Raw genomic sequence first — 23197 nt, forward strand, 5'->3', positions numbered from 1 at the left:
GATGTAGTGGCCTCCTCGTCTTGGGAAGCCACTACATCCTGGATCGAGCACGATCATGGGCCGGGAGCACGTGAGCGCAGGCCTCGCGTGGGTGCGCGGGGTGCGCGGGGTGCGCCAGTGGGCGACGTGCGGCCCGCGGGGTGCGCCAGTGCGCGGTCGGGTCGCGGGGTGCGCCTTCGTGCGGATGGCGCGGGGGGTGTCAGGCGGCGGGGAGGTACTTGGTCAGGTCGTCGAGGATCTTGTTGGCGGCCCCGACGCCGATGCCGGTCATCCAGACCTCGTCGGAGACCGGGTAGGCCTTGCCGGCCTTGACCGCGCCGAGGCCCTTCCAGAGCGTCCCGCCGGCGACCTTGGTCTGCTCGGCGGCGGCCTTGTCGCCGTACGCGGTCACGAAGATGACGTCGCCGTCGACCTCGTTGATCCGCTCGGGGCTGACCAGGTCGAAGCGCTTGTCCTCCTTGTTGGCGAGCAGTTGCCGCTCGGGGCGGCCCAGGCCGGTGTCGCCGATGACGATGCCGGAGAACGAATCCGGCCCGTACACCCGGATGTTGCCGGGCAGGAAGCGCACGATGGAGACCTTGCGCGCGGCGGCGTCGCCGAGCGTCGCACCGAAGTCCTTGGCCCGCTTCTCGTACGTGGCGAGCAGGTCCTTGGCCTGCTGCTCGCGGCCGAGCGCCTTGCCGTCGAGGAGAAGGTTGTCCTTCCAGGTGATGCCCACCTTGTCGGTGAACACGGTCGGCGCGATGGCGGCCAGCTCGTCGTAGAACTTCTCCTGGCGGAACTTGCTGCCGAGGATGAGGTCCGGCTTCAGCGCGTTGATCGCCTCCAGGTCGGGCTCGGTGAGCACCCCGACCTCCTTGATGTCGGCGAGCTTGTCCGCGCCGAAGTACGTGGGCCAGCTCTTCGCCTCCCCGGCGGTGGCCGCGCCGACGGGCGTGATGCCCAGCGAGAGCGCCGTGTCGATCTTGTCGGTGTCGAGCACGACGACGCGCTTGGGCTCGGCCGGGACCTTGGTGGTGCCCATGGCGTGGGTGATCTCCCGGGTCTCCCCGGTGGTGGAGCCGGCGACCGGGTCGCTCTTACCGCAGGCGGTGAGGCCGGCGCCGAGGGCGACGGCCGCGGCGAGAGCTGCGACGAGACGACGCATCAGAGTCCTTTCGAGGGGTGCGAGCCGGCGAGCGGGTTGGCCGCGTCGCCGGTGGAGGGTCGGGCGTCCGGTACGGACGCCGTCGACGAATCGGGGTCCCGCGCGTCGGCGGACGCGTCGACCGGGACAGACGAATCGGGGTCCCGCGCGCCGGCGGACGCGTCGACCGGGACAGCGCGAGTCTGAGCGTTGCCGCCGGTGTAGGCGGGCACCACCAGGGGTGCGCCGGTCACCGGGCAGGGCACGACCACGCAGGCCAGCCCGAAGACGTCGCGGACCAGGTCGGCGGTGAGGATCTCCCGCGGTGGGCCGGCGGCGACCACCGCGCCGGCGCGCATGGCGACCAGGTGGTCGGCGTAGCGGGCGGCCTGGTTCAGGTCGTGCAGCACGGCGACCACGGTGCGGCCACGCTCGGAGCGCAGCCGGTGCAGAAGGTCCAGCACCTCCACCTGGTGGGCCAGGTCGAGGAAGGTGGTCGGCTCGTCCAGCAGCAGGGCGTCGGTGTCCTGGGCCAGTGTCATGGCGATCCACACCCGTTGCCGCTGACCGCCGGAGAGGCTGTCCACCGGTCGGTCGGCCAGGTCGGTGACGTCGGCGAGGGCCATCGCCTGGTCCACCGCGGCGCCGTCCTGCGCCGACCACTGCCGCCACCATCGCTGGTAGGGCTGTCGGCCGCGCCCGACCAGGTCCGCCACCGTGACGCCCTCGGGCACCAGCGGGCTCTGCGGCAGGACGCCGAGGCGGCGGGCGACCTCCCGGGTCGGCAGGTCACGGATGGCGGTGCCGTCCAGCAGCACGGTGCCTCGGCGGGGGGTGAGCAGTCGGGCCATCGTGCGCAGCAGGGTGGACTTGCCGCACGCGTTGGGTCCGACGATCACGGTGAAGGCGTCGGTGGGCAGGTCGAGGTCGAGCCCGTCGAGCACGGTCCGCTCGTCGTAGCCGGCGACCAGGTCGCGGGTGGAGAGCATCACACGACTCCTTGAGGCGTCACGACGACCGCCGCCGGCCGCGCAGCAGCAGGAAGATCAGGTACGGGCCGCCGATCGCGGCGGTCAGCACACCGGCGGGTAGCTGGGTGGGTGCGAACAGGCGCCGACCGGCCAGGTCGGCCAGCACCAGCAGCAGGGCGCCGAGCAACGCCGCGCAGACCAGCGGTGGGCGTTCGGCGCGTACCAGGCGACGGGCCACCTGCGGGGCGACCAGCGCCACGAAGTCGACGGCGCCGACCTGGGCGGTGACCATCGCGGCGACGAGCACGCCGGCGCCGGCGAGGCCGACCCGGCGGGCCACCGGACGCAGCCCGACTCCCCGGGCGGTGTCGTCGTCCAGGGCGGTGCTGTTCAGCGCCCAGCCGGCCCAGGCCAGCACCGGCAGCAGCACCAGCAGTGTGCCGGCGATCCAGGCGGCCTCGGTCCAGCCCTTGCCGGCCAGGGTGCCGATCAGCCAGATCTGCGCGCGCAGCCCGTCGATCGGGTCGGCGGTGAGCATGACCACCTCGGTGAGCGCCCGGAAACCGAACGCGACAGCCACCCCGGCGAGCACGAACCGTTGCGCGGCCAGCCCGTGCCGGGCGCCGAGGGCGAACAGCAGCACCGCCGCGAGCAACCCGCCCACCAGCGCGGTGGGCGCCACCAGCACCGCGGCCATCCCGCTGGTCAGGGCCACGGTCGCGGCGAGGCCGGCGCCCTGGGTGATGCCGATGACGTCCGGGCTGGCGAGTGGGTTGCGGGCCACGCTCTGGATCAGCGTGCCGGCCACGCCGAAGGCGGCGCCGGCCACGGCCGCCAGCACGACCCGGGGCAGCCGCAGGTCGAAGACCACGAGGTCGTACGGGGTGCCGGCGCCGGAGAGGGCACGCAGCACGTCGGCCGGGGCGACGTACGGGGTGCCCAGCGAGAGGCTGAGCACGACGGCCAGCAGGAGCAGCACGGTCAGCACGGCGGCCACCAGCACCGCGCGTCGGCGGATCAGCAGGCTGACCGGGCCGAGCCGCAGCAGCGACCGCCCGGGCAGTTGGGCGGTGGTCACGCTGTCACCACCCGGGCGCGGCGGACCAGCACGGCCAGCAGTGGCGCACCGATCAGCGCGGTGACGATACCGGCCGGGATTTCGCCGGGCGGAGCGACCAGCCGACCGGCGATGTCGGCGGCCAGCAGCAGCGCCGGGCCGAGCAGGGCGGAGACGGCGAGCGTCCAGCGGTGGTCGGCGCCGACCAGGGCGCGGGCCAGGTGCGGCACGGCCAGCCCGACGAACGCGACAGGTCCGGCGGCGGCCACCGCGGCACCGGTCAGCAGCACGGCGGCGAGGCCACCGCCGAGGCGGACCAGACCGATCCGGTGGCCGAGACCACGGGCCACGTCGTCGCCGAGCGCCAGCGCGTCCAGGCCCCGGGCCACCAGGGCGGCGAGCACCAACCCGACGAGGACGAACGGCAGCACCTGCGCGGCGACCGACAGGTCCCGTCCGGCCAGCCCGCCGACCACCCAGAAGCGGTACTCCTCGAAGGTGCGGGCGTCGATGCTGAGCAGCGCGTACACCCCGGAGGCCAGGCTGGCGTCGAGCGCCGCGCCGACCAGCGCGAGGGTGACCGGGCTGGCGCCCTCGCGGGCGCGGGTGGCGATGGCGAAGACCAGCAGCCCGGCGATCAGGGCCCCGGCGATGCCGAACCAGACGTACCCGGCGAGCGTGCCGACGCCGAAGACGGAGATCGCGAGCACCACCCCGAACGACGCGCCCGCGCTGATGCCCAGGATGCGCGGCTCGGCGAGGGGGTTGCGGGTGAGCGCCTGGAACAGCACCCCGGCAACGGCGAGCGCGAGCCCGACAGCGAGACCGAGCGCGGTCCGGGGCATCCGCAACTCCCGGACGATGGTGCTGGCGTCGCTGCCGTCAGGGGCGACGAGCGCGTGCCAGACCTGGTCGACGCCGAGTTGTCGGCTGCCGAGCGCGAAGCTGGCCAGCACGGTGAGCAGCAGCACCAGCGCGGCCCCGACGGTGACTGTCACCCGACGCCCGGTGCGGGTGCTGGCCCGACTACGGGTCGGCCGGCTGGCGAGGGCGGTCACGAATCTCCTGCACGATCGGGCTTAGGTTCGCCTAACCTTAGCCGACCTGCGAAAAGGTGCCTAACCGGCGTCGGTCGATGCCGTATCCGGCACCTCCGGCACCCCCCGTGGCGACTCCGGGACGTCACCTGAGCCGCCGTCCCCGGCCGACGCGCCGCCGCGCGGCAGGACGTTCAGCGGTCGCATCATCTCGTTGTCCTCGTGCTCCAGCAGGTGGCAGTGCCATGCGTAGCGACCCGGCAGGTCGAAGCGCGCCTTGATGCGGGTCACCTCCCACGGGTACGCGAGAACCGTGTCCAGCCACCCCCGGTCCCCCGGGCCCGGCAGGGACCGCCCCGAGCCTCCCCGGCCGAGCAGCTCGAACTGCACCTGGTGCAGGTGGACCGGGTGCACGTGCCGGGTGAAGTTGCGCACCTCCCACACCTCGGTGTCGCCGAGCAACGGCTGCTCGGTCACCGGGTCGCTCCAGCGCAACGGCAGACCCCGGCCGCGCTCGTCGAGCACGCCGAGTAGCATGATCATCGATCCGCCGGACATCCGCTCGTTGAGCGACAGTCGACGTACCCGCTGGGCCGGGCCGAGCCGCGGGTGTGCCGGCAGCCGTAACTGCTCCGGTGGCACGCTGGTATCCGCGCCGGCCGTGTCGGTGACCACGAAGCGCAGCACCTGTCCGGTGGTGTGCGGGTCGGCGGGGTCGAAGTCCACCCCGGGCCGACCGCCGCCGTACATCCCGTCCGGCCCCTCGTTGACCAGGTACAGCTCGGTGCCGGCCGGCACGTCGGTGAAGTCGACGATCGCGTCGACCCGCTGGGCCGGGCCGAGGGGCACCCGCTCGTGCGGCACCGGCTCGGGCAGGAGACCGCCGTCGCTGCCGATCTGCCAGACCGGCAGCACCGGCCGGGCCGGCCGCGCGGTGGCGTGGGCGGCCACGCTGAGCAGCAGGAACCGGCTGTTGCAGCCGTTGAGCAGCCGGAACCGGTAGCGCCGACGCTGAACCGTCAACGTGGGCCAGGTGCGGCCGTTGACGACGATCGTGGAGCCGGAGAACCCGGGCACCCAGGTCGGTGGCCCGTCGCCGCCGCCGGAGTACCTCGACGGATAGCGCAGCTCACCGTCGGCGGTGAAGCTGCGGTCCTGGATCATCAGGGGAATGTCGTGGTACGAGGCGTCCGGCGGATCGTCGCGGGTCGGCGCCGGGCCGGGCAGCACTCCCCGCGGCAGCTCGTCCCCACCACCGAGCAGGTAGAACCCGGCCGGCCCGGCGTAGACGTTCTCCCGGGTGAGCCCGAGCGCGTGATCGTGGTACCAGAGGGTGCACGACCGCTGGTCGTTCGCGTACTCGAAGGTGGCCGAGCCGGGCGCCCAGCGCAGGCCGGACCGCTCGGCGAACCGGGACCGGAACTCCCGGTACGCGCTGCCGGACACGGCGAAGTCGGGCGGCAGGTCACGGGCCACCGGCAGGTACCACGCCTCGGAGTGTCCGTCGCTCTCCTGCGTGCTGTGCGCGCCGTGCAGATGCACCACCTGGGGCACCGGGCCGCGATAGCCCTGCGGGCTGCCGTCCCACTGCCCGTGGTGGTCCCGGTGCTCGATACCACCGGCCGGGTTGGCCCAGTGCAGGGTGGGGTCCACCGGCAGCAGGTGCGGCAGGTAGTCGCCCCGGTCGTCGACGAGCTGGTTGACCCAGGTCACGCGCACCGGGCGGCCGACCCGCGCCATGATGGTGGGCGCCGGGTAGCCGAAGCTGCCGGGGTGGGCGGTGGAGCCGTAACCCCACACCGTGGTGCGCGGCCACGAGGGCGGCAGGATCTGCTGGCGGAACTGTCGCACCGCGATCTCGTACGTGTCGCGCTCCGGCTCGCCGACCACCGTCGGCATGGCCGGGGGGATCCGCAGCGGCGTGACGTACTTCGGGAGGTCCCGGGCGTCCAGCGGCGCGACCGCGGCGAGCGCCCGGCCCGAGGCCGCCCAGCCCATCGGGATCAGCGCCGCCGCGCCGCCGGTGGCACCAGCCGCGAGCAGCCGACGTCTGGTGACCATGCCGCACCTCCCAATCGCCGCGAACCCCGATACGAGAATGGGATTCGCGGACGACCACAGGACGGACAGATGGCGGATGACACCCAGAAGAGGGACATTCGCGTCATAGGGTGTGGGCATGCGATTCGACCAGCACACGGTCGTCCTGCTGACCCGACCGTCGGATCCGCCGGAGCTGCTGCAGGACGCGATCGACAGGCTGCGGGACGCGCACCTGGCCCACCAGGCGGGGCTCGTGCAGCAGGGCCTCGTCCTCGCGGCCGGGCCGTTCCTGCATCCCGACGACGAACAACTGCGGGGCTTCGTGGTGCTGTCCATCGCCCCGGACGAGGCCCGCACGCTGTTCGCCAACGACCCCGCCGTGCGGGCCGGTCGCCTGGTCGCGCGGGTCACGTCATGGCTGCTTCCGGAGGGCACCCTGCGGTTCGAGAGCGTGCCGGTGCCGCAGTCGATGCTGGAGGCGGCCTCCGGGGACTGACCCGGGCCGGTCAGCCGGCCGAGCCGCTGTCGGTCTCCGCCGGCAACTCCCCGATCGGGACCACCCGCGGGGCGTCCACCGGGCCGACGACCACCCGCAGGTCCGGGAAGTAGTCCCGCAGCACCTGCCGGCACCGGTCACAGGGCGCGACCACCTCGCGGCCACGGTCGGCGACGGTGACGATCGTCTCCAGCGCGGTGACGCCCTGGGTGGCGGCCGTGCCGATCACGACGAGTTCGGCGCAGGCCCCTCCGGTGGCGTGCTGCACGTTCACGCCGGTGAAGACCCGCCCGTCCGCGGTCCGGGCCGCCGACGCGACAGTGTGGTGCTGGCTGCGGCAGCGCAGCTTGGAGACCGCCGTGGCGGCCTGCACCAGGGCGCGGTCGGTGTCACGCATCTCCAGCACGGCTCCCCCAACGCTCGACGTCGGCCGCCAACTCTAGGGCGCGCTCGTGAGCGTCAGGGGACCGGAGGCAGCCACCGGGAAGCCGGCCGCTCGGTAACCCAGGGGCGCTGCGCCGCCGGGCTGCCTATCCTTGGGCACGACATGCAGAATCCAACCGCCTCCGTCGCGTCCGACCCCGTTCGCGAGCTGCACCGCCGCCTCACACCTCTGATGTTCCGCGACCAGCGCCGGCTCCAGCGGCGACTGGACGGCGCCCGCAAGCTGCGCGACCCGCAGCGTCGGGAGGCGGCGCTGACCGAGATCACCGCCGACCTGGTCCGGGCCGAGCAGCGGCTCGCCGCCCGGCAGGCGGCGGTGCCCGTGATCACGTACCCGGTGGGTCTGCCGGTCAGTGAGCGCAAGGACGACATCGCCGCTGCCATCCGCGATCACCAGGTGGTGATCGTGGCGGGCGAGACCGGCTCCGGCAAGACCACCCAGATCCCCAAGATCTGCCTTGAGCTGGGGCGCGGGGTGCACGGCCTGATCGGGCACACCCAGCCCCGCCGGTTGGCCGCCCGGACGGTGGCCGACCGGATCGCCGACGAGCTGGGCACCGAGTTGGGCGACGTGGTCGGCTACAAGGTGCGCTTCACCGACCAGGTCAGCGAGCGCAGCCTGGTGAAGCTGATGACCGACGGCATCCTGCTGGCCGAGTTGCAGACCGACCGGATGCTGCGCCAGTACGACACGCTGATCATCGACGAGGCACACGAGCGCAGCCTCAACATCGACTTCATCCTCGGGTACCTGCGGGAGCTGTTGCCCCGACGACCCGACCTCAAGGTGATCATCACCTCGGCGACCATCGAGACCGACCGGTTCGCCCGGCACTTCGCCGGGCCACCCACCGCCGACGAGCCCGACGGCGTGCCCGCCCCGGTGGTCGAGGTGTCGGGGCGTACCTACCCGGTGGAGGTGCGCTACCGGCCCCTCGTCGAACTCGCCGAGGGTGAGGAGGACGGCGACGGCGACGAGGAGACCGTCCGCGACCAGATCCAGGCGATCGGCGACGCCGTCGAGGAGTTGGCCGCCGCGGGCCCCGGCGACATCCTGGTCTTCCTCAGCGGCGAGCGGGAGATCCGGGACACCGCCGACGCGCTGGGCAAGCTGGTGCAGAAGAAGCGATCGCTGCTCGGCACCGAGATCCTGCCGTTGTACGCGCGGCTCTCCTCCGCCGAGCAGCACCGGGTCTTCGCCGCGCACTCCTCGCGCCGGGTGGTGCTCGCCACCAACGTCGCGGAGACCTCGCTGACAGTGCCCGGCATCAAGTACGTGGTGGACCCGGGCACCGCCCGCATCTCCCGCTACTCCAGTCGGCTCAAGGTGCAGCGGCTGCCGATCGAGCCGGTCTCCCAGGCGTCGGCCAACCAGCGCAAGGGCCGGTGCGGCCGTACCTCGGACGGCATCTGCATCCGCCTCTACGACGAGCAGGACTTCGCCTCCCGGCCCGAGTTCACCGACCCGGAGATCCTGCGGACCAACCTGGCGTCGGTCATCCTCCAGATGACCGCGATCGGGCTCGGCGACCTCGCCGCGTTCCCGTTCATCGACCCGCCGGACAAGCGCAACATCACCGACGGCGTCAACCTGCTGCACGAGCTGGGCGCGTTGAACCCGACCGAGGCCGACCCGGCGAAGCGACTCACCGCGCTCGGCCGGCGGCTGGCCCAGTTGCCGGTCGACCCACGCCTGGCCCGGATGGTGGTCGAGGGCGAACGCAACGGCTGCGCCACCGAGGTGATGGTGATCGCCGCCGCGCTCTCCATCCAGGACCCACGGGAGCGGCCGGCGGAGAAGCAGGCCCAGGCGGATCAGGCGCACGCCCGGTTCGCCGACAAGGAGTCGGACTTCGTCGCCTACCTCAACCTGTGGCGCTACCTGCGCGAGCAGCAGCGGGAGCTGTCCTCCAGCGCGTTCCGCCGGATGTGCAAGGCGGAGTACCTGAACTACCTGCGGATCCGCGAGTGGCAGGACATCGTCAGCCAACTGCGCCAGGTGCTGCGTACCCCGGCCGACGGCGACCGGCGTGGTGGGCGGCCGGCGCGCGACAGCTCGGACGACGCGGACGCCGGCCGGGGCCGCCGGGGTGGTTCGGACCTGCCGGAGGAGATCGACACCCCGAAGGTGCACCAGTCGCTGCTGCCCGGCCTGTTGTCGCACATCGGCCTGAAGGACGCCCAGAAGCACGAGTACCTGGGGGCGCGGGGCGCGAAGTTCGGGATCTTCCCCGGGTCGGCGTTGTTCAAGAAGCCGCCGCGTTGGGTGATGGCCGCCGAGTTGGTGGAGACCTCCCGGCTGTGGGGGCGCATCGCCGGTCGGGTCGAGCCGGAGTGGGTCGAGCCGCTGGCGCAGCACTTGGTCAAGCGCAGCTACAGCGAACCGCACTGGGAGAAGAAGCAGGCCGCGGTGATGGCCTACGAGAAGGTCACCCTGTACGGCGTCCCGCTGGTCAGCTCCCGAAAGGTCACCTTCGGGCGGATCGACCCGACGCTGAGCCGGGAGCTGTTCATCCGGCACGCCCTCGTCGAGGGCGACTGGCAGACGCACCACCAGTTCTGGGCGGACAACAAGCGGCTGCTGGCCGAGATCGAGGAGTTGGAGAGCCGCGCCCGACGCCGGGACATCCTGGTCGACGACGAGACCATCTTCGGCTTCTACGACCAGCGGATCCCGGCCGACGTGTCCTCCGGGCGGCACTTCGACAGCTGGTGGAAGAAGACCCGCCGCGAGCAACCCGACCTGCTCACCTTCACCCGCGACCTGCTGATCAACGACGGCCGACCGGGGGTGGACGAGGACGACTACCCGGACGAGTGGCAGGCCCACGGGGTGAGCCTGCCGCTGACCTACCGGTTCGAGCCGGGCACTCCGGACGACGGCGTGACAGTGGACATCCCGTTGCCGCTGCTCAACCAGGTGCCGGCGGAGACCTTCGACTGGCAGGTGCCGGGGCTGCGCGAGGAGACGGTCATCGCGTTGATGCGCTCGCTGCCCAAGGCGATCCGCCGCAACTTCGTCCCGGTGCCGGACTACGCCCGGGCCGCCCTGGCGGCGATCACTCCCGGCGAGGAGTCGCTGCTGGACGCGCTCACCCGGCAACTGCGCCGGATGACCGGAGTGACAGTGCCCCGCGACGCCTGGGAGCCGGGCAAGCTCCCGGCGCACCTGCGGGTGACGTTCCGGGTCCTCGGCGACGACGAGAAGCCGGTCGCCGAGGGCAAGGACCTGCCGGCCCTGCAACGCCAACTCCGCCAGGAGGTACGCCAGGTGGTGGCGGCCGCCGCGCCGGAGGTGGCCCGCACCGGGCTGCGCGAGTGGAGCATCGGCACGCTACCCCGGACCATCGAGCAGGTCCGTGCGGGTTACGCGGTCACCGCGTACCCGGCGCTGGTCGACGAGGGCGCCACGGTCGGGGTGAGGGTGTTCGACTCCCCCGCCGAGGCGGAGGCGGCGCACTGGGCCGGCACCCGCCGGCTGCTGCGGCTCACCGTGCCGTCCCCGGCGCGGTTCCTGCAGGGGCGGCTGGACAACGAGGCGAAGCTGGCGTTGAGCCGCAACCCGCACGGCGGCGTCCAGGAGTTGATCGAGGATGCGGCGGGCGCCGCCATCGACCGGCTGATCGGTGTGGCCGGCGGGCCGGCGTGGGACGCCGACGGTTTCGCGGCCCTGCGCGAGAAGGTCCGCGCCGACCTGGTCGACACGGTGGTCGAGGTGATGGACCGGGTCCGCAAGGTCCTCGCCGCCGCGTACGCCGTCGAGCAGCGGCTCGGCGCGACCCGCAACCTCGCCGTGGTGGCGGCGCTGGCCGACATCCGCAACCAGCTCGCCGGGCTGGTGCACGCCGGTTTCATCACCGAAACCGGGTACGCGCGCCTGCCCGACCTGCTGCGCTACCTCACCGCCATCGAGCGTCGACTGGAGCGCCTCGGCGGCAACCCGCAGCGCGACCGCCAGCAGCAGGACCGGATCGCGGTGGTGCAGAAGGAGTACGCCGACCTGCTGGCCAACCTGTCGCCGGCCCGCCGCCAGGAGTCGGCCGTCCGGCAGATCCGCTGGATGATCGAGGAGTTGCGGGTGAACGTCTTCGCTCAGGCGCTGGGCACTCCGTACCCCGTCTCCGAGCAGCGGATCTACCGGGCGATGGACGACGCCGAGGGCCGCTGATCCGGGCCGGAGGCCGCCGCCGATCTGATCGCGGCGGCGGCCCCGTTCGGCCTCCTCGCGGCGGCGGTCCCCGGCGGGTCAGGTCAGCGGCTCGACGCCGGGGGGCAGCTCGCCGAGGTTGATCGCCGACTGGATGTAGTCGAGCAGGATGCGCCGAAGCTCCCGACCGGCGTGGGTGGGGACGACGTCGCGCCGGCGGGCCACCGCGATGGTCCGCCGCACCCCGGGCGGGGCGAGCGGGGTGATCCGCACGCCCGGCCGGCGGGCCAACACGATGCCGGGCACCAGAGCGATGCCGAGTCCGGCCTCGACGAAGCTGAGCACCGCGTCCATCTCGCCGCCGTCCACCGCGAAGGTGGGTTCGAAGCCCGCCTCTCGACACGCCTGGATGGTCGCGTCGCGCAGGTCGTACCCCTCCCGGAACATCACCATCGGCTGGTCCCGCAGGTCGGTGATGCGCAGCTCCCCGGTCGTCGACGCGGTGGGCACCTCCCCCACCGAGGCCACCACCAGGCTCTCCCGCAGAATCGGGTCGACCCGCAGCCCCGGGTCGGCCCCCTGTGCCGGCATGATGATGAGGGCCAGGTCGAGGTCGCCGCGGAGCAGGTCGCGGACCAGGTCCTGCGAGCCTCCCTCCTCGACGCGCAGGTCGACGGTGGGGTGCGCGTCGCGGAACCGGCGCAGCACCGGCGGGGCGAGCGAGGTCGCCAGGCTGGGGGTGGCCCCGAGCCGGACCCGGCCCCGCCGCAACCCGACCAACTCCTGGACCTCCCGGGTCGCGGTCTCCACGTCGGCGAGGATCCGGGTGGCCAACGGCAGCAGCACCTCACCCGCCGCGGTGAGGGCGATGTTGCCCCTTACCCGCTCGAACAGCGGGGCTCCGAGGTCGGCCTCCAGAGCGTGAATTTGCTTACTGAGAGAAGGCTGGGTGATGCCGACAAGATCGGCGGCTTGGGTGAAATGTCGTACTTCGGCCACCGCGACGAAGTACCGAAGCTGATGGAGCTGCATCTACATAGCTTACGGCTATCAACACTACGAGTTTGATGCATTGGACGACTGATCGAAGTGCTCCTAGCGTCGGTCCTGTGGTAATCACGAAGACTCGGTCGCCCATCCGCTCGAACGTCGGTCTCAAGGCCGTCATGGCGGTGACGGGCATCCTGCTGGCGCTGTTCCTCATCGCCCACATGCTCGGCAACCTGAAGGTGTTCACGGGGGAGACCTCGTTCGACCACTACGCGCACTGGCTGCGCGACATCGGCAAGCCACTGCTGCCCGGCGTCTGGTTCCTGTGGATCCTGCGCACCGTGCTGGTCGTGGCGGTCGTCGCCCACATCGTGGCCGCCACCGTGCTGGCCCGGCGCGCCCGCGCCGCCCGCCCGGTCAAGTACGCCCACCGCAAGAAGGTCAACGGCAGCTACGCGGCCCGCACGATGCGCTGGGGTGGAGTGATCATCCTGCTCTTCGTGATCTACCACCTGCTGGACCTGACCACCGGCACGCTGAACCCGGTCGGCGACGAGAGCAAGCCGTACGGCAACGTCGTCGCCGACTTCGCCCCGGAGCGCTGGTACGTCACGCTCTTCTACACCCTCGCCATCGTCACGGTGGGCTTCCACCTGCGCCACGGCGCGTTCAGCGCGTTCCGCAGCCTCGGCCAGCAGACGCCGCGCGGCGAGCGCCGGGCGCGTACCGCGGCTCTGGTCTTCGCCGTGCTGCTCTGCGCCGGGTACCTGGTGGTTCCGTTCGCCGTACTCACCGGATTGGTGTCCTGACATGGAACTCTTCACCGAGGGCGACCCGATCGCCGACACCAAGGCACCCGCCGGCCCGGTCGAGAAGCGTTGGGAGACCCGGCGCTTCGAGGCCAAGCTGGTCAACCCCGCCAACCGCCGCAAGATGACGGTGATCGTGGTCGGCACCGGCCTGGCCGGCGGCTCCGCCGCCGCGACCCTGGCCGAGCAGGGCTACCACGTCAAGTCCTACTGCTACCAGGACAGCCCGCGCCGGGCGCACTCCATCGCGGCCCAGGGCGGCATCAACGCGGCGAAGAACTACCGCAACGACGGCGACTCCGTGCACCGGCTCTTCTACGACACCGTCAAGGGCGGCGACTTCCGCTCCCGGGAGTCGAACGTGCACCGGCTCGCCGAGGTGTCCGTCAACATCATCGACCAGTGCGTCGCCCAGGGCGTGCCGTTCGCCCGCGAGTACGGCGGCCTGCTGGACACCCGCTCCTTCGGTGGCGCCCAGGTGCAGCGCACCTTCTACGCCCGGGGCCAGACGGGCCAGCAGCTGCTGCTCGGCGCGTACCAGGCACTGGAGCGGCAGATCGGCCTGGGCAACGTGGAGATGAACACCCGGCACGAGATGCTGGAGCTGGTCCTCGTCGACGGCAAGGCCCGCGGCATCGTCGTGCGGGACATGGTCACCGGCGAGATCAGCACCGAGATGGCCGACGCCGTGGTGCTCGGCTCCGGCGGCTACGGCAACGTCTTCTACCTCTCCACCAACGCCAAGGGCTGCAACGTCACCGCCACCTGGCGCGCGCACCGCAAGGGCGCGTACTTCGCCAACCCGTGCTACACGCAGATCCACCCGACCTGCATCCCGGTCTCCGGCGACCACCAGTCGAAGCTGACCCTGATGAGCGAGTCGCTGCGCAACGACGGCCGGGTCTGGGTGCCGAAAACCAAGGGTGACGACCGCAGCCCGAAGGACATTCCGGAGGACGAGCGGGACTACTACCTGGAGCGGATCTACCCCTCCTTCGGCAACCTGGTCCCCCGCGACATCGCCTCCCGCGCCGCGAAGAACGTGTGCGACGAGGGGCGGGGCGTCGGGCCGACCAAGCTCGGCGTCTACCTCGACTTCGCCGACGCGATCGACCGGCTGGGCCGCAAGGCCATCGAGGCCAAGTACGGCAACCTCTTCGAGATGTACGAGCGGATCACCGGCGAGGACCCGTACGAGGTGCCGATGCGGATCTACCCCGCCGTGCACTACACGATGGGCGGCCTGTGGGTCGACTACGACCTCCAGTCGAACATCCCCGGCCTGTTCGTGATCGGCGAGGCGAACTTCTCCGACCACGGCGCGAACCGGCTCGGCGCCTCGGCGCTGATGCAGGGCCTCGCCGACGGCTACTTCGTGCTGCCCACCACCATCGCCAACTACCTGGCCTCGGGCGGGTTGGACAAGGTCGACGCCACCCACCCGGCGGCGATCGAGGCGCGCACCGACGTCGAGGACCGGATTCGGCGGCTGCTCGCTGTCGACGGCGACCGGACCGTGGACTCGTTCCACCGGGAGCTGGGCCAGATCATGTGGGAGCACTGCGGCATGGAGCGCAGCGAGGCCGGGCTGCGCAAGGCGATCGACGAGATCCGTGCCCTGCGCGAGCAGTTCTGGCAGCGGGTCAAGGTGTCCGGCACCGGCGAGGAACTCAACCAGTCGCTGGAGAAGGCCGGCCGGGTGGCCGACTTCTTCGAGCTGGCCGAGCTGATGTGCATCGACGCCCTGCACCGCGAGGAGTCCTGCGGCGGCCACTTCCGGGCCGAGCACCAGACCCCCGACGGTGAGGCGCAGCGCGACGACGAGAAGTTCGCGTACGTGGCGGCCTGGGAGTTCACCGCCGACGGCGAGCCCTCGGTGCTGCACAAGGAAGACCTGAAGTTCGAATACGTCCACCCCACGCAGCGGAGCTACAAGTGAACCTGACCCTGCGCATCTGGCGCCAGAAGGGCCCTGAGGACAAGGGTCGGATGGTGACCTACCCGGTCGACGACGTGTCCCCGGACATGTCGTTCCTGGAGATGCTCGACGTGCTCAACGAGCGGCTGATCCTCGCTGGCGAGGACCCGGTGGCGTTCGACCACGACTGCCGCGAGGGCATCTGCGGCATGTGCGGCCTGATGATCAACGGTGACGCCCACGGACCGCAGCGCGGCACCACGGCGTGCCAGCTGCACATGCGGCAGTTCTCCGACGGCGAGACGATCGACATCGAGCCGTGGCGGGCCAGCGCCTTCCCGGTGGTCAAGGACCTGGTCGTCAACCGGAGCGCCTTCGACACGATCATCGCCGCTGGTGGCTACGTCACCGCGCCGACCGGCAGCGCGCCCGAGGCCCACTCCACCCCGGTCGCCAAGGCCAACGCCGACGCCGCCTTCGAGTCGGCGGCCTGCATCGGCTGCGGCGCCTGCGTCGCGGCCTGCCCGAACGGCTCCGGCATGCTCTTCACCGCCGCCAAGCTCACCCAGCTCTCTCTGCTGCCGCAGGGCCAGCCGGAGCGGTACACCCGGGTGATCGGCATGGTCGACGCGCACGACGAGGCCGGCTTCGGCGGCTGCACCAACGCCGGTGAATGCACCCCGGCCTGCCCGAAGGGCATCCCACTGAACACCATCGGCCGGCTCAACCGCGACTACCTCACGGCCACCGCCAAGGGAGCGAACAACACACCCGGCTCCTGAGCTGCGCCAGACCGCCGTACCCCGGGCTCTTCTCGGGGTACGGCGGTCTGCTGTTCGGCCCTCGCGGGGTTGGCCGTCGGTGGCTGCCCCGGCGGCGGTCCGGTCGGATGTCGTGGTGCCTTGATTGACTGGGCCGATGCAGATCGAGGCAGTTGACGAGATCGCCGCGGCCCTGGACAGCAGGGTCGTGTCGACATCCGTGTTGGCGGGCGGTTTCTCTCATGAGACCCGCCTGCTCACGCTTGCCGACCGTCGGGTGGTCGCCCGGTTCGGCGGAACGGATCCGGCGGTTGAGGCGGGGGTCATGGACGTCGCCCGCCGGTACGTGCCGGTCCCGGAGGTCCTGTTGGTCATGCCCGCCGGAGACGGGCGGGTGCGACCCGCCATGGTCATCGAGTACGTGGACGGCGTCGTGCTCAGTGACGTGCTCGCCAGGGGTGATCTCGGGCGGCCGGAGGCGGGTGAGCTGGGGGCCGAGGTCGGACGGGTCGTCGCGCGGGTCGCTGGCGCGAGGTTCGACCGACGGGGTTTCTTCGTGGACGGGGATCTCACCGTCAAGGAGGAGCGTCCCTGGTCGCAGCAGTTGGTGGAGGTCGCCGAGGAGTGCATGGCCGCGGTTCCCGACAGCCGACTCGACGGCCGGACACGCCGTGCCTGGGTGACGTTGTGCGCGGCGCACGCGACGGCGTTGGAGAGCGTCGACCACCAGACTCGGCTGGTGCATGCCGACGTCAACCCGAAGAACATCCTGGTCTCCCGGGTGGGCGGCGGGTGGCGGGTGGATGCGCTGCTCGACTGGGAGTTCAGTTACTCCGGATGCCCGTACGGTGATGCCGCGAACATGGCCCGGTTCGGCGCTGACTATCCCGCCGGGTTCCTGGGCGGCTTCCAGGCGGGCTTCGCCGAACAGCAGCCGGCAGACCTGCCCCTGGTGCGGAACTGGACCTACCTGGGGCGGGTCCTGGACATGTTCGCGCTGAGCGACCTGCTGACCCGCCCGGTGGGGCACGCCGTCGCCGACCAGGCCGCCGAGCAGGTCCGGCGGTGGGTGCGGCATGGCGTACCGGACCGTGTCTGACCTCCGTCCGAGACGGGGCGGGACAGGCAGCCGGTTCAAGTGCCCGAGCGCGGGTAGCAGTCTTTCGAGACGGCGGCGTGAAGGGGATGAGGGACATGAAGGCGCTCACCTGGCAGGGCAAGCGGGACGTACGGGTCGAGGAGGTCCCGGACCCTCGCATCGAGGAACCGACCGACGCGATCGTGAAGATCACCTCGACCGCGATCTGCGGTTCCGACCTGCACCTGTACGAGGTGCTCGGGCCGTACCTGAAGCCGGGTGACGTCCTGGGCCACGAGCCGATGGGCATCGTCGAGGAGGTCGGGTCGGGGGTGACCGGGCTCAAGCCGGGCGACCGGGTGGTGGTGCCGTTCAACATCGCCTGCGGCAGGTGCTGGATGTGCTCGCGCCAGCTCTACGCGCAGTGCGAGACCACCCAGGTCACCAGCGAGGGCAAGGGCGCGGCCCTGTTCGGCTACACCTCGCTCTACGGTTCGGTGCCGGGCGGGCAGGCCGAGTACCTGCGTGTCCCGCAGGCCCACTTCGGGCCGATCAAGATCCCGGAGACCGGCGCCGACGAGCGCTACCTGTACCTGTCCGACATCCTGCCCACCGCCTGGCAGGCGGTGAAGTACGCCGACACCCCGCCGGGCGGCACCCTGGCCGTCTTCGGTCTGGGTCCGGTCGGGCAGTTCTGCGCGCGGATCGGCCGTCACCTCGGCGTGGGCCGGGTGATCGGGCTGGACCTCGTGCCGGAGCGGCTGGAGCTGGCCCGCCGGCACGGCATCGAGGTGATCGACGTGAGTCAACTGTCCGACGTGCCGGGCGCGTTGATCGACCTGGTCGACGGCCGGGGCCCGGACGCGGTGATCGACGCGGTCGGGATGGAGGCGCACGGGTCGCCGATGGGCAAGCTCGCTCACACCGCCGTCGGCCTGCTGCCGGACAAGCTGGCCCAGACGATGACCGACCGGGCCGGCGTGGACCGGCTGTCCGTCCTGCACGCCGCGCTCAAGGGGGTACGCCGCGGCGGCACCGTGTCGCTCTCCGGGGTGTACGGCGGCGAGGCGGACCCGATGCCGCTGATGGAGATGTTCGACCGGGGCATCCAGCTGCGGATGGGGCAGTGCCACGTGCTCCGGTGGACCGACGAGATCCTGCCGCTGCTCTCCGGCGACGACGACCCACTGGGCGTGGAGGACCTGCGTACCCACCGGGTGCCGCTGGCCCGGGCGCCGCAGGCGTACGAGATGTTCCAGAAGAAGGAGGACGGCTGCATCAAGGTCGTCCTCGAACCATGATTGTGTGTGTGCCGTGAGCCGGGTGGTCGTGATCGTCGGCGCGAGCAGCGGCATCGGTCGGGCGACGGCCCGGGCGTTCGCCGAGCGCGGCGACCGCCTGGTCCTCGCCGCCCGCGCCGCCACGACCCTGGCCGAGGTACGCGCCGAGTGCGCCGACGTCGACGTGCTGACCGTGCCGACCGACGTGACCGAGCCGGACGCGCTGGACGCGCTCGCGCAGGCCGCGATCGACCGCTTCGGCCGTGTCGACGTGTGGGTGCACACGGCGGCGGTGATGGCCTACGGCCGCTTCGACGAGTTGCCGCAACGGGTCTTCGACCAGGTGGTCCGGACCGACCTGCTCGGCGCGGCCGGTTCGGTGCGGGTGGCGCTGCGGCACTTCCGGGCCGCCGGGGCCGGCACGGTGATCCTCACCGGTTCGGTGCTCGGGCACATCACCGCGCCGTACATGAGCGCGTACGTGGCCAGCAAGTGGGGGTTGCAGGGTCTGGCCCGGACGGTGCAGCAGGAGTTGCGCGACAGCCCGGAGATCCGGCTGTGCCTGGTCAACCCGGGCAGTGTGGACACCCCGGTGTACCAGCAGGCGGCCAACTACCTGGGCCGCATCGGGCGACCTCCGCCGCCGGTGGCCGGACCGCAGCGGGTGGCCCGGGCCATCGTGCACTGTGTGGACCGACCTCGCCGGGAGGTGTCGGTGGGCCGGCTCAACGTGCTGATGCGGGCCGGCTTCACCGTCCTGCCGGGGGTCTACGACGTGTTGGTCGGGCCGTTGATGCGCGCGGCGGGCCTGAGTGGACGGTCGGTCGCCGCGAACGACGGCTCGGTCTTCACCGCGAACCCGGCCGGCGAGGCGGTACGCGGCGGCCACCTGCCCGACCTGCGGCAACTCGTGTCCGGGCCGGTGGGCGCGGTGGGCGCCGTGCTGCGCCGACGCTTCGGCTGACCTGTTCGGGACTGTTCGGGACATATTCGGGGGCATCGTGCATCGATCAACTCGCCTAGGGTGGTGGGCCAGCAAGCGCTCAGGCACACCACGATCGGGGAGACGATTCACCATGCGACTGAACCGCAGAACGGCACTCGGACTGGGCACTGTGGCCACCGCCGGCACCGTGCTGGGCGCCGCCGCCCCGGCGAGCGCGGCCGAGACCACCGAGGCGTCGCCGACCACCCCCGCTCGGGCCGCCCGTCGGGTCGCCTCCGTCTTCGCCAAGCACAGCGCCGAGGCCGGCGGCAACTGGCAGGCGTACGTCAGCGTCGCCGACCCGGCCGGTGCGCCGGTGGTAGCGGTGGAGGCGGACGCGGACCGGCGGATCGAGGCGTACAGCGTCAACAAGATCGCCGTCGCCACGGCGGTGCTCGACAAGGTCGACCGGGGGCTGCTCACCCTGGACCAGCAGGTCGAGGTGTCCGCGGCGATCGTCGTACCGGGCGGCGACGGCATCTTCAGCCTGGACGGCGCGTACCCCAGCCTGGTCACCATCGGGCACGTGCTGGCCAACCTGCTGACCGTCTCGGACGACACGGCGGTGCGGCTGTGCGGGCTGGTCGCCCCGGCCGCCGAGATCAACTCCATCCTGGTCGCCAAGGGCTTCCCGAACACCCAGGTCCAGCCGGTGGCCAACCCGAACCGGTTCTTCCTCGGCACCAGCACCCCCCGGGAGACGCACGACCTGCTACGCGCCCTGGTCGCCGGCACGCTGCTCTCCCCCGCCTCCACGACGTACCTGTTGGGCCTCCTGCGCTCCCCGGTGGCGTTCACCGACGGCATCCGACGCACCATGTCCTCCGACGAGCGGGCCCGGATCGCCACCAAGGCCGGCTGGTACGCCGACGCCCGCCACGAGGCCGGTGTGATCTTCGACCGCTCCGGCGCGGCGGTGCTCACCTACGCCCTCTTCGCCGACGGGCAGGCCAACCCGGAGGACTTCGGCGCGACCCACCCGGCGGTGCAGGCCCGGGCCGCCATGGGCCCGAAGTTCCTGGCGGCGGTGGACCGGATCGCGGGCGTGGGCACGACGTTCCGGATCACCGCCCGGCGCCCCAGCAACGGCGGCTGAACACGCTCTCAACCTCGTCCCGGGTCGGTCGTCGCCGCGGCGGCCGACCCGGCGTGGCCACCACCGAGGCACGGGTCGGTCCGGGTGACTACCGTGTAGGGCGGACACGTCGGAGGGACGGCAATGGCACGAGCGCAGAACACGGACGTCGAACGGTCGCTCGGGCGGCGGATGCGGGGCGTCGCCGGCCTGGCCGCGCTGGCCGGCCTGGCCTGGGTCGCCCGGGATGTGCCGGCGGCGCTGGGCGGCCGACTCAGCGGGGCGCGGGCCGAACGGGCGGCCCGCTCGCCGCAGTTCCGCGAGGGCACCTTCCACAACCGGGCCAGCACCCGCACCATGGTCGCCGAGCCGGGGCGCAACCTAGTCCGCGAGCTGGTCTTCGGCAAGCAGAAGCGGCGTCCGACCGCGGCCGTCCCGCTGCTGCGCCCCAGCGCCGACGGGCCGGAGGCAGCCGACGAGCTCAACATCGTCTGGTACGGCCACGCCTCGACGCTGATCGAGATCGAGGGCCGGCGGGTGCTGCTCGACCCGGTCTGGAGCGAACGCTGTTCCCCCTCGGGTCTGGTCGGCCCCCGCCGGCTGCACGAACCGCCGGTGGGCATCGACGAGCTGCCCCCGCTGGACGCCATCCTGATCTCGCACGACCATTACGACCACCTCGACATGGCCACCGTGCGGGCACTGCTCGCCGGGCAGTCCGCGCCGTTCCTGGTGCCGCTCGGAGTGGGCGCGCACCTGGACCGTTGGGGCGTACCCGCCGAACGGATCATCGAGCTGGACTGGTCCGAGTCGCACCAGGTGGCCGGCCTGGAGATCACCGCCACCGCCGCCCAGCACTTCTCCGGACGCGGGCTGCGCCGCGACGGCACCCTGTGGAGCTCGTGGGTGGTGGCGGGGGCACGCCGCAAGGTCTTCTATACCGGCGACTCCGGTTACTTCGACGGGTACGCCGAGATCGGCGCCGAGCACGGGCCGTTCGACGTGACGCTGATGCAGATCGGCGCGTACGACCGGGCCTGGCCGACGATCCACATGTTCCCGGAGGAGGCGGTCAGCGCCCACCTCGACCTGCGCGGCGGGCTGTTCGTGCCGGTGCACTGGGCGACCTTCAACCTGGCCCTGCACGACTGGTCCGAGCCGGTGGACCGGCTGTGGGCCGAGGCCAAGGCCCGCGACGTGCGCCTCGCCGTGCCCCGTCCCGGCGAGCGGGTCGTCGTAGACGAGCCGCCCGCCGTCGACGGGTGGTGGCAGGCCGTCGCCTGAGGCACCCCAGAGCAGGCAGCGCCTGAGGCGGGCCGTCGCAGGATCGCCTGAGGCGGGCCGTCGCAGGCACCGCCGGTCGGGTCAGAGCACGAACGCGTCGGTCCAGAGCGCGCCGGACCGGCCGGAGAGCGCGTCCAGCATGGCCACCGCCTGACCGTCGGTGAGCTGCGCGACGAAATCGACGATGGCCCGGCCCCGCGCCCGACCGATCCGGTCCGGGGTACGCGGGTGCAGCTCCGCCTCGGCCAGCTCGACCAGGTCGTGCAACCGGCGGGGCAGCCGGGACTCCTCCTCCGGGTCGAGCAGCCACTCCCAGAGCGCCTCGACCAGGGTGCCCAGCAGCCGGGCCTGGCCGCGCTGGTGCAGGGCGAGGTCCGGGCGGGCCAGCACGAACCGGTGGTGGACGAACTTGAGCACCTGCACCTCGTGCCACTGGGCGCAGCCCAGCAGCACGTGCCCGGAGCGCACCGACGGCTGTTCGGTGACCGTGATCGCCTCGACGAAACGGGTGGACCAGCGGGCGGAGAACCGGGCCACATACTGCTCGGCCTCGATCGAGCCGTCGAACGGCATCGCGAGCAGCCCGTCCACCAACTCCTCGCGGACGTGCTCGACGGCCGCGGCGAACGCGTCGTCGTCGGCGATCCAGGCGTCCTTGCGGTGCAGTTGCCGGCGTAGCCGCTCGATCGCCGCCCCGGGTCGCCGGGCAGCCGTGGCCAGCGCCGCGTCGGTGATCGCCCGCAGCTGCCCGCTCTCGCGCTGCCAGGCCATCAACTCCGCGGAGACCGAACCCTGCTGGAGCACCCCGACCCGGTAGAAGTCCTCCACGTCGTGGATGGCGTACGCGATGTCGTCGGCGGTGTCCATCACGGACGCCTCCACGGTCTGCTGCCAGTCCGGGATGCGGTCCGCGAACGGTGCCCGGGCCTGCCGCAGGTCGTCCAGCTCGGTCCGGTACGCGCCGAACTTCGACGACCCGCTCTCCGGGTCGTCCGGCGGCGGGGTGGCGCCGCGCGGCGGCGGGTCCATGGTGCGCGGGTGCGGGTCCGGGTGGTCCAGGCGGGTCCACGGGTACTTCAGCATCGCCGCGCGGACCGCAGCGGTCAGGTCCAACCCGGTGGTGGCCGCACCCCGGATCTCGGTGCTGGTGACGATGCGGTACGACTGCGCGTTGCCCTCGAAACCGTCGGAGAGGCCGAGACGCTGGCGGGCCAGCCGGTCCAGCACCCGCTCGCCCAGGTGCCCGAACGGTGGGTGGCCGAGGTCGTGGGCGAGCGCCGCCGCCTCCACCACGTCGGGGTCGCAGCCGCCGAGCTTGTCCAGCAGGTCACGCCACCGTTCGTCCGCGCCCAACCGCTCGGCGACCGCCCGGGCCACCTGGGCGACCTTGAGGCTGTGGGTGAGCCGGTTGTGCACCAGCAGCCCGGAGCCGACCGGGCTGATCACCTGGGTGACGCCACCGAGGCGGGCGAAGAACGGCGAGCCGACGATCCGGTCCCGGTCGGCTCGGAACGGGTTGGCCGTGAGGTCGCCGAGGGCCCGGGCGCTGCCGCCGAAGAGCCGCCGGGCACGCGGCTCCGCAGCAGATTCCATGATCGCAACGCTAGCGCAGGCCCGACAGGACCGCCGCCGGTCACCCCGGCCGGGCGATGCGGTGCGGTCCGCCGCCCCGGCCGGGCGCGGCGACAGCCACCGG

Annotated in this window: 18 protein-coding genes; 10 read left to right on the forward strand and 8 right to left on the reverse strand. The window is 72.1% G+C overall.

The window, feature by feature from the left end; translation table 11 throughout:
- Nucleotides 1-199: 199 nt before the first annotated feature.
- The 5 genes from ACZ6NZ_RS10810 to ACZ6NZ_RS10830 are packed head-to-tail and all read right to left on the reverse strand — an operon-like array spanning nucleotide 200 to nucleotide 6252.
- Nucleotides 200-1147, reverse strand: a complete 948-nt coding sequence (locus ACZ6NZ_RS10810; protein WP_465857792.1) for an ABC transporter substrate-binding protein — start codon at nucleotides 1145-1147, stop codon at nucleotides 200-202.
- Nucleotides 1147-2115, reverse strand: a complete 969-nt coding sequence (locus ACZ6NZ_RS10815; RefSeq protein ID WP_465857794.1) for an ABC transporter ATP-binding protein — start codon at nucleotides 2113-2115, stop codon at nucleotides 1147-1149. Before ACZ6NZ_RS10815 ends, ACZ6NZ_RS10810 begins: the two co-directional genes overlap by 1 nt.
- 19 nt (nucleotides 2116-2134) lie before the next feature.
- Complete coding sequence (locus ACZ6NZ_RS10820; RefSeq protein WP_465857796.1) at nucleotides 2135-3175, reverse strand: FecCD family ABC transporter permease; 1041 nt, start codon at nucleotides 3173-3175, stop codon at nucleotides 2135-2137.
- Nucleotides 3172-4212: a FecCD family ABC transporter permease gene (locus tag ACZ6NZ_RS10825; protein WP_355007169.1), complete on the reverse strand. Its 1041-nt coding sequence runs from the start codon at nucleotides 4210-4212 to the stop codon at nucleotides 3172-3174. The genes ACZ6NZ_RS10820 and ACZ6NZ_RS10825 overlap by 4 nt, the downstream gene beginning before the upstream one ends.
- Before the next feature lie 60 nt (nucleotides 4213-4272).
- Nucleotides 4273-6252 carry a multicopper oxidase family protein gene (locus ACZ6NZ_RS10830; RefSeq protein ID WP_465857799.1) on the reverse strand — a complete coding sequence of 660 codons (1980 nt, stop codon included), beginning with the start codon at nucleotides 6250-6252 and terminating at the stop codon, nucleotides 4273-4275.
- 118 nt (nucleotides 6253-6370) lie between these two features.
- Between ACZ6NZ_RS10830 and ACZ6NZ_RS10835 the strand changes: the two genes are divergently transcribed.
- Complete coding sequence (locus tag ACZ6NZ_RS10835; protein WP_465857801.1) at nucleotides 6371-6730, forward strand: YciI family protein; 360 nt, start codon at nucleotides 6371-6373, stop codon at nucleotides 6728-6730.
- 10 nt (nucleotides 6731-6740) lie between these two features.
- Here ACZ6NZ_RS10835 and ACZ6NZ_RS10840 read toward each other — a convergent pair whose 3' ends face one another.
- Entirely contained in the window at nucleotides 6741-7127 is a 387-nt protein-coding gene (locus tag ACZ6NZ_RS10840; protein WP_465857803.1) for a cytidine deaminase family protein, read from the reverse strand.
- A 150-nt stretch (nucleotides 7128-7277) separates the two neighbouring features.
- Between ACZ6NZ_RS10840 and hrpA the strand changes: the two genes are divergently transcribed.
- Nucleotides 7278-11342, forward strand: coding sequence for an ATP-dependent RNA helicase HrpA (gene hrpA / locus ACZ6NZ_RS10845; RefSeq protein ID WP_465857805.1), 4065 nt, complete (start codon nucleotides 7278-7280; stop codon nucleotides 11340-11342).
- A 78-nt stretch (nucleotides 11343-11420) separates the two neighbouring features.
- Here hrpA and ACZ6NZ_RS10850 read toward each other — a convergent pair whose 3' ends face one another.
- Nucleotides 11421-12353, reverse strand: coding sequence for a LysR family transcriptional regulator (locus tag ACZ6NZ_RS10850; RefSeq protein ID WP_357228684.1), 933 nt, complete (start codon nucleotides 12351-12353; stop codon nucleotides 11421-11423).
- A gap of 35 nt (nucleotides 12354-12388) precedes the next feature.
- Between ACZ6NZ_RS10850 and ACZ6NZ_RS10855 the strand changes: the two genes are divergently transcribed.
- The 8 genes from ACZ6NZ_RS10855 to ACZ6NZ_RS10890 all read left to right on the forward strand — a co-directional run bounded on the left by ACZ6NZ_RS10855 (nucleotide 12389) and on the right by ACZ6NZ_RS10890 (nucleotide 21501).
- Nucleotides 12389-13120 (forward strand): succinate dehydrogenase cytochrome b subunit, encoded by a 732-nt coding sequence (locus tag ACZ6NZ_RS10855; protein WP_366612490.1) that lies wholly within the window; start codon nucleotides 12389-12391, stop codon nucleotides 13118-13120.
- 1 nt (nucleotide 13121) lies between these two features.
- Entirely contained in the window at nucleotides 13122-15059 is a 1938-nt protein-coding gene (locus tag ACZ6NZ_RS10860; protein WP_465857808.1) for a fumarate reductase/succinate dehydrogenase flavoprotein subunit, read from the forward strand.
- Entirely contained in the window at nucleotides 15056-15820 is a 765-nt protein-coding gene (locus ACZ6NZ_RS10865; protein WP_465857810.1) for a succinate dehydrogenase/fumarate reductase iron-sulfur subunit, read from the forward strand. Before ACZ6NZ_RS10860 ends, ACZ6NZ_RS10865 begins: the two co-directional genes overlap by 4 nt.
- Nucleotides 15821-15956: 136 nt before the next feature.
- Nucleotides 15957-16898 carry a phosphotransferase gene (locus ACZ6NZ_RS10870; protein ID WP_465857812.1) on the forward strand — a complete coding sequence of 314 codons (942 nt, stop codon included), beginning with the start codon at nucleotides 15957-15959 and terminating at the stop codon, nucleotides 16896-16898.
- A gap of 95 nt (nucleotides 16899-16993) precedes the next feature.
- Entirely contained in the window at nucleotides 16994-18178 is a 1185-nt protein-coding gene (locus ACZ6NZ_RS10875) for a zinc-dependent alcohol dehydrogenase (protein WP_465858411.1), read from the forward strand.
- Between the two features lie 13 nt (nucleotides 18179-18191).
- Nucleotides 18192-19121, forward strand: a complete 930-nt coding sequence (locus ACZ6NZ_RS10880; RefSeq protein ID WP_465857814.1) for an SDR family NAD(P)-dependent oxidoreductase — start codon at nucleotides 18192-18194, stop codon at nucleotides 19119-19121.
- 112 nt (nucleotides 19122-19233) lie between these two features.
- Nucleotides 19234-20238, forward strand: coding sequence for a serine hydrolase (locus tag ACZ6NZ_RS10885; RefSeq protein WP_366612494.1), 1005 nt, complete (start codon nucleotides 19234-19236; stop codon nucleotides 20236-20238).
- 123 nt (nucleotides 20239-20361) lie between these two features.
- Complete coding sequence (locus ACZ6NZ_RS10890; protein WP_465857816.1) at nucleotides 20362-21501, forward strand: MBL fold metallo-hydrolase; 1140 nt, start codon at nucleotides 20362-20364, stop codon at nucleotides 21499-21501.
- Nucleotides 21502-21582: 81 nt separating this feature from the next.
- Here the strand turns inward: ACZ6NZ_RS10890 and ACZ6NZ_RS10895 are convergent, their stop codons facing one another.
- Nucleotides 21583-23094 (reverse strand): deoxyguanosinetriphosphate triphosphohydrolase family protein, encoded by a 1512-nt coding sequence (locus ACZ6NZ_RS10895; protein WP_366612496.1) that lies wholly within the window; start codon nucleotides 23092-23094, stop codon nucleotides 21583-21585.
- Nucleotides 23095-23197 lie beyond the last annotated feature (103 nt).

Source organism: Micromonospora sp. NPDC047756, from assembly GCF_055587245.1.

Excerpts from the sequence above, each read along its gene's own strand:
- ACZ6NZ_RS10830 (WP_465857799.1), bottom strand. The coding sequence starts at position 6,252 with ATGGTCACCAGACGTCGGCTGCTCGCGGCTGGTGCCACCGGCGGCGCG.
- ACZ6NZ_RS10860 (WP_465857808.1), top strand. The coding sequence starts at position 13,122 with ATGGAACTCTTCACCGAGGGCGACCCGATCGCCGACACCAAGGCACCC.
- ACZ6NZ_RS10810 (WP_465857792.1), bottom strand. The coding sequence starts at position 1,147 with ATGCGTCGTCTCGTCGCAGCTCTCGCCGCGGCCGTCGCCCTCGGCGCC.
- ACZ6NZ_RS10840 (WP_465857803.1), bottom strand. The coding sequence starts at position 7,127 with ATGCGTGACACCGACCGCGCCCTGGTGCAGGCCGCCACGGCGGTCTCC.
- ACZ6NZ_RS10890 (WP_465857816.1), top strand. The coding sequence starts at position 20,362 with ATGGCACGAGCGCAGAACACGGACGTCGAACGGTCGCTCGGGCGGCGG.
- ACZ6NZ_RS10870 (WP_465857812.1), top strand. The coding sequence starts at position 15,957 with ATGCAGATCGAGGCAGTTGACGAGATCGCCGCGGCCCTGGACAGCAGG.
- ACZ6NZ_RS10855 (WP_366612490.1), top strand. The coding sequence starts at position 12,389 with ATGCATTGGACGACTGATCGAAGTGCTCCTAGCGTCGGTCCTGTGGTA.
- ACZ6NZ_RS10885 (WP_366612494.1), top strand. The coding sequence starts at position 19,234 with ATGCGACTGAACCGCAGAACGGCACTCGGACTGGGCACTGTGGCCACC.
- hrpA (WP_465857805.1), top strand. The coding sequence starts at position 7,278 with ATGCAGAATCCAACCGCCTCCGTCGCGTCCGACCCCGTTCGCGAGCTG.
- ACZ6NZ_RS10895 (WP_366612496.1), bottom strand. The coding sequence starts at position 23,094 with ATGGAATCTGCTGCGGAGCCGCGTGCCCGGCGGCTCTTCGGCGGCAGC.
- ACZ6NZ_RS10815 (WP_465857794.1), bottom strand. The coding sequence starts at position 2,115 with ATGCTCTCCACCCGCGACCTGGTCGCCGGCTACGACGAGCGGACCGTG.
- ACZ6NZ_RS10875 (WP_465858411.1), top strand. The coding sequence starts at position 16,994 with ATGAAGGCGCTCACCTGGCAGGGCAAGCGGGACGTACGGGTCGAGGAG.
- ACZ6NZ_RS10835 (WP_465857801.1), top strand. The coding sequence starts at position 6,371 with ATGCGATTCGACCAGCACACGGTCGTCCTGCTGACCCGACCGTCGGAT.
- ACZ6NZ_RS10850 (WP_357228684.1), bottom strand. The coding sequence starts at position 12,353 with ATGCAGCTCCATCAGCTTCGGTACTTCGTCGCGGTGGCCGAAGTACGA.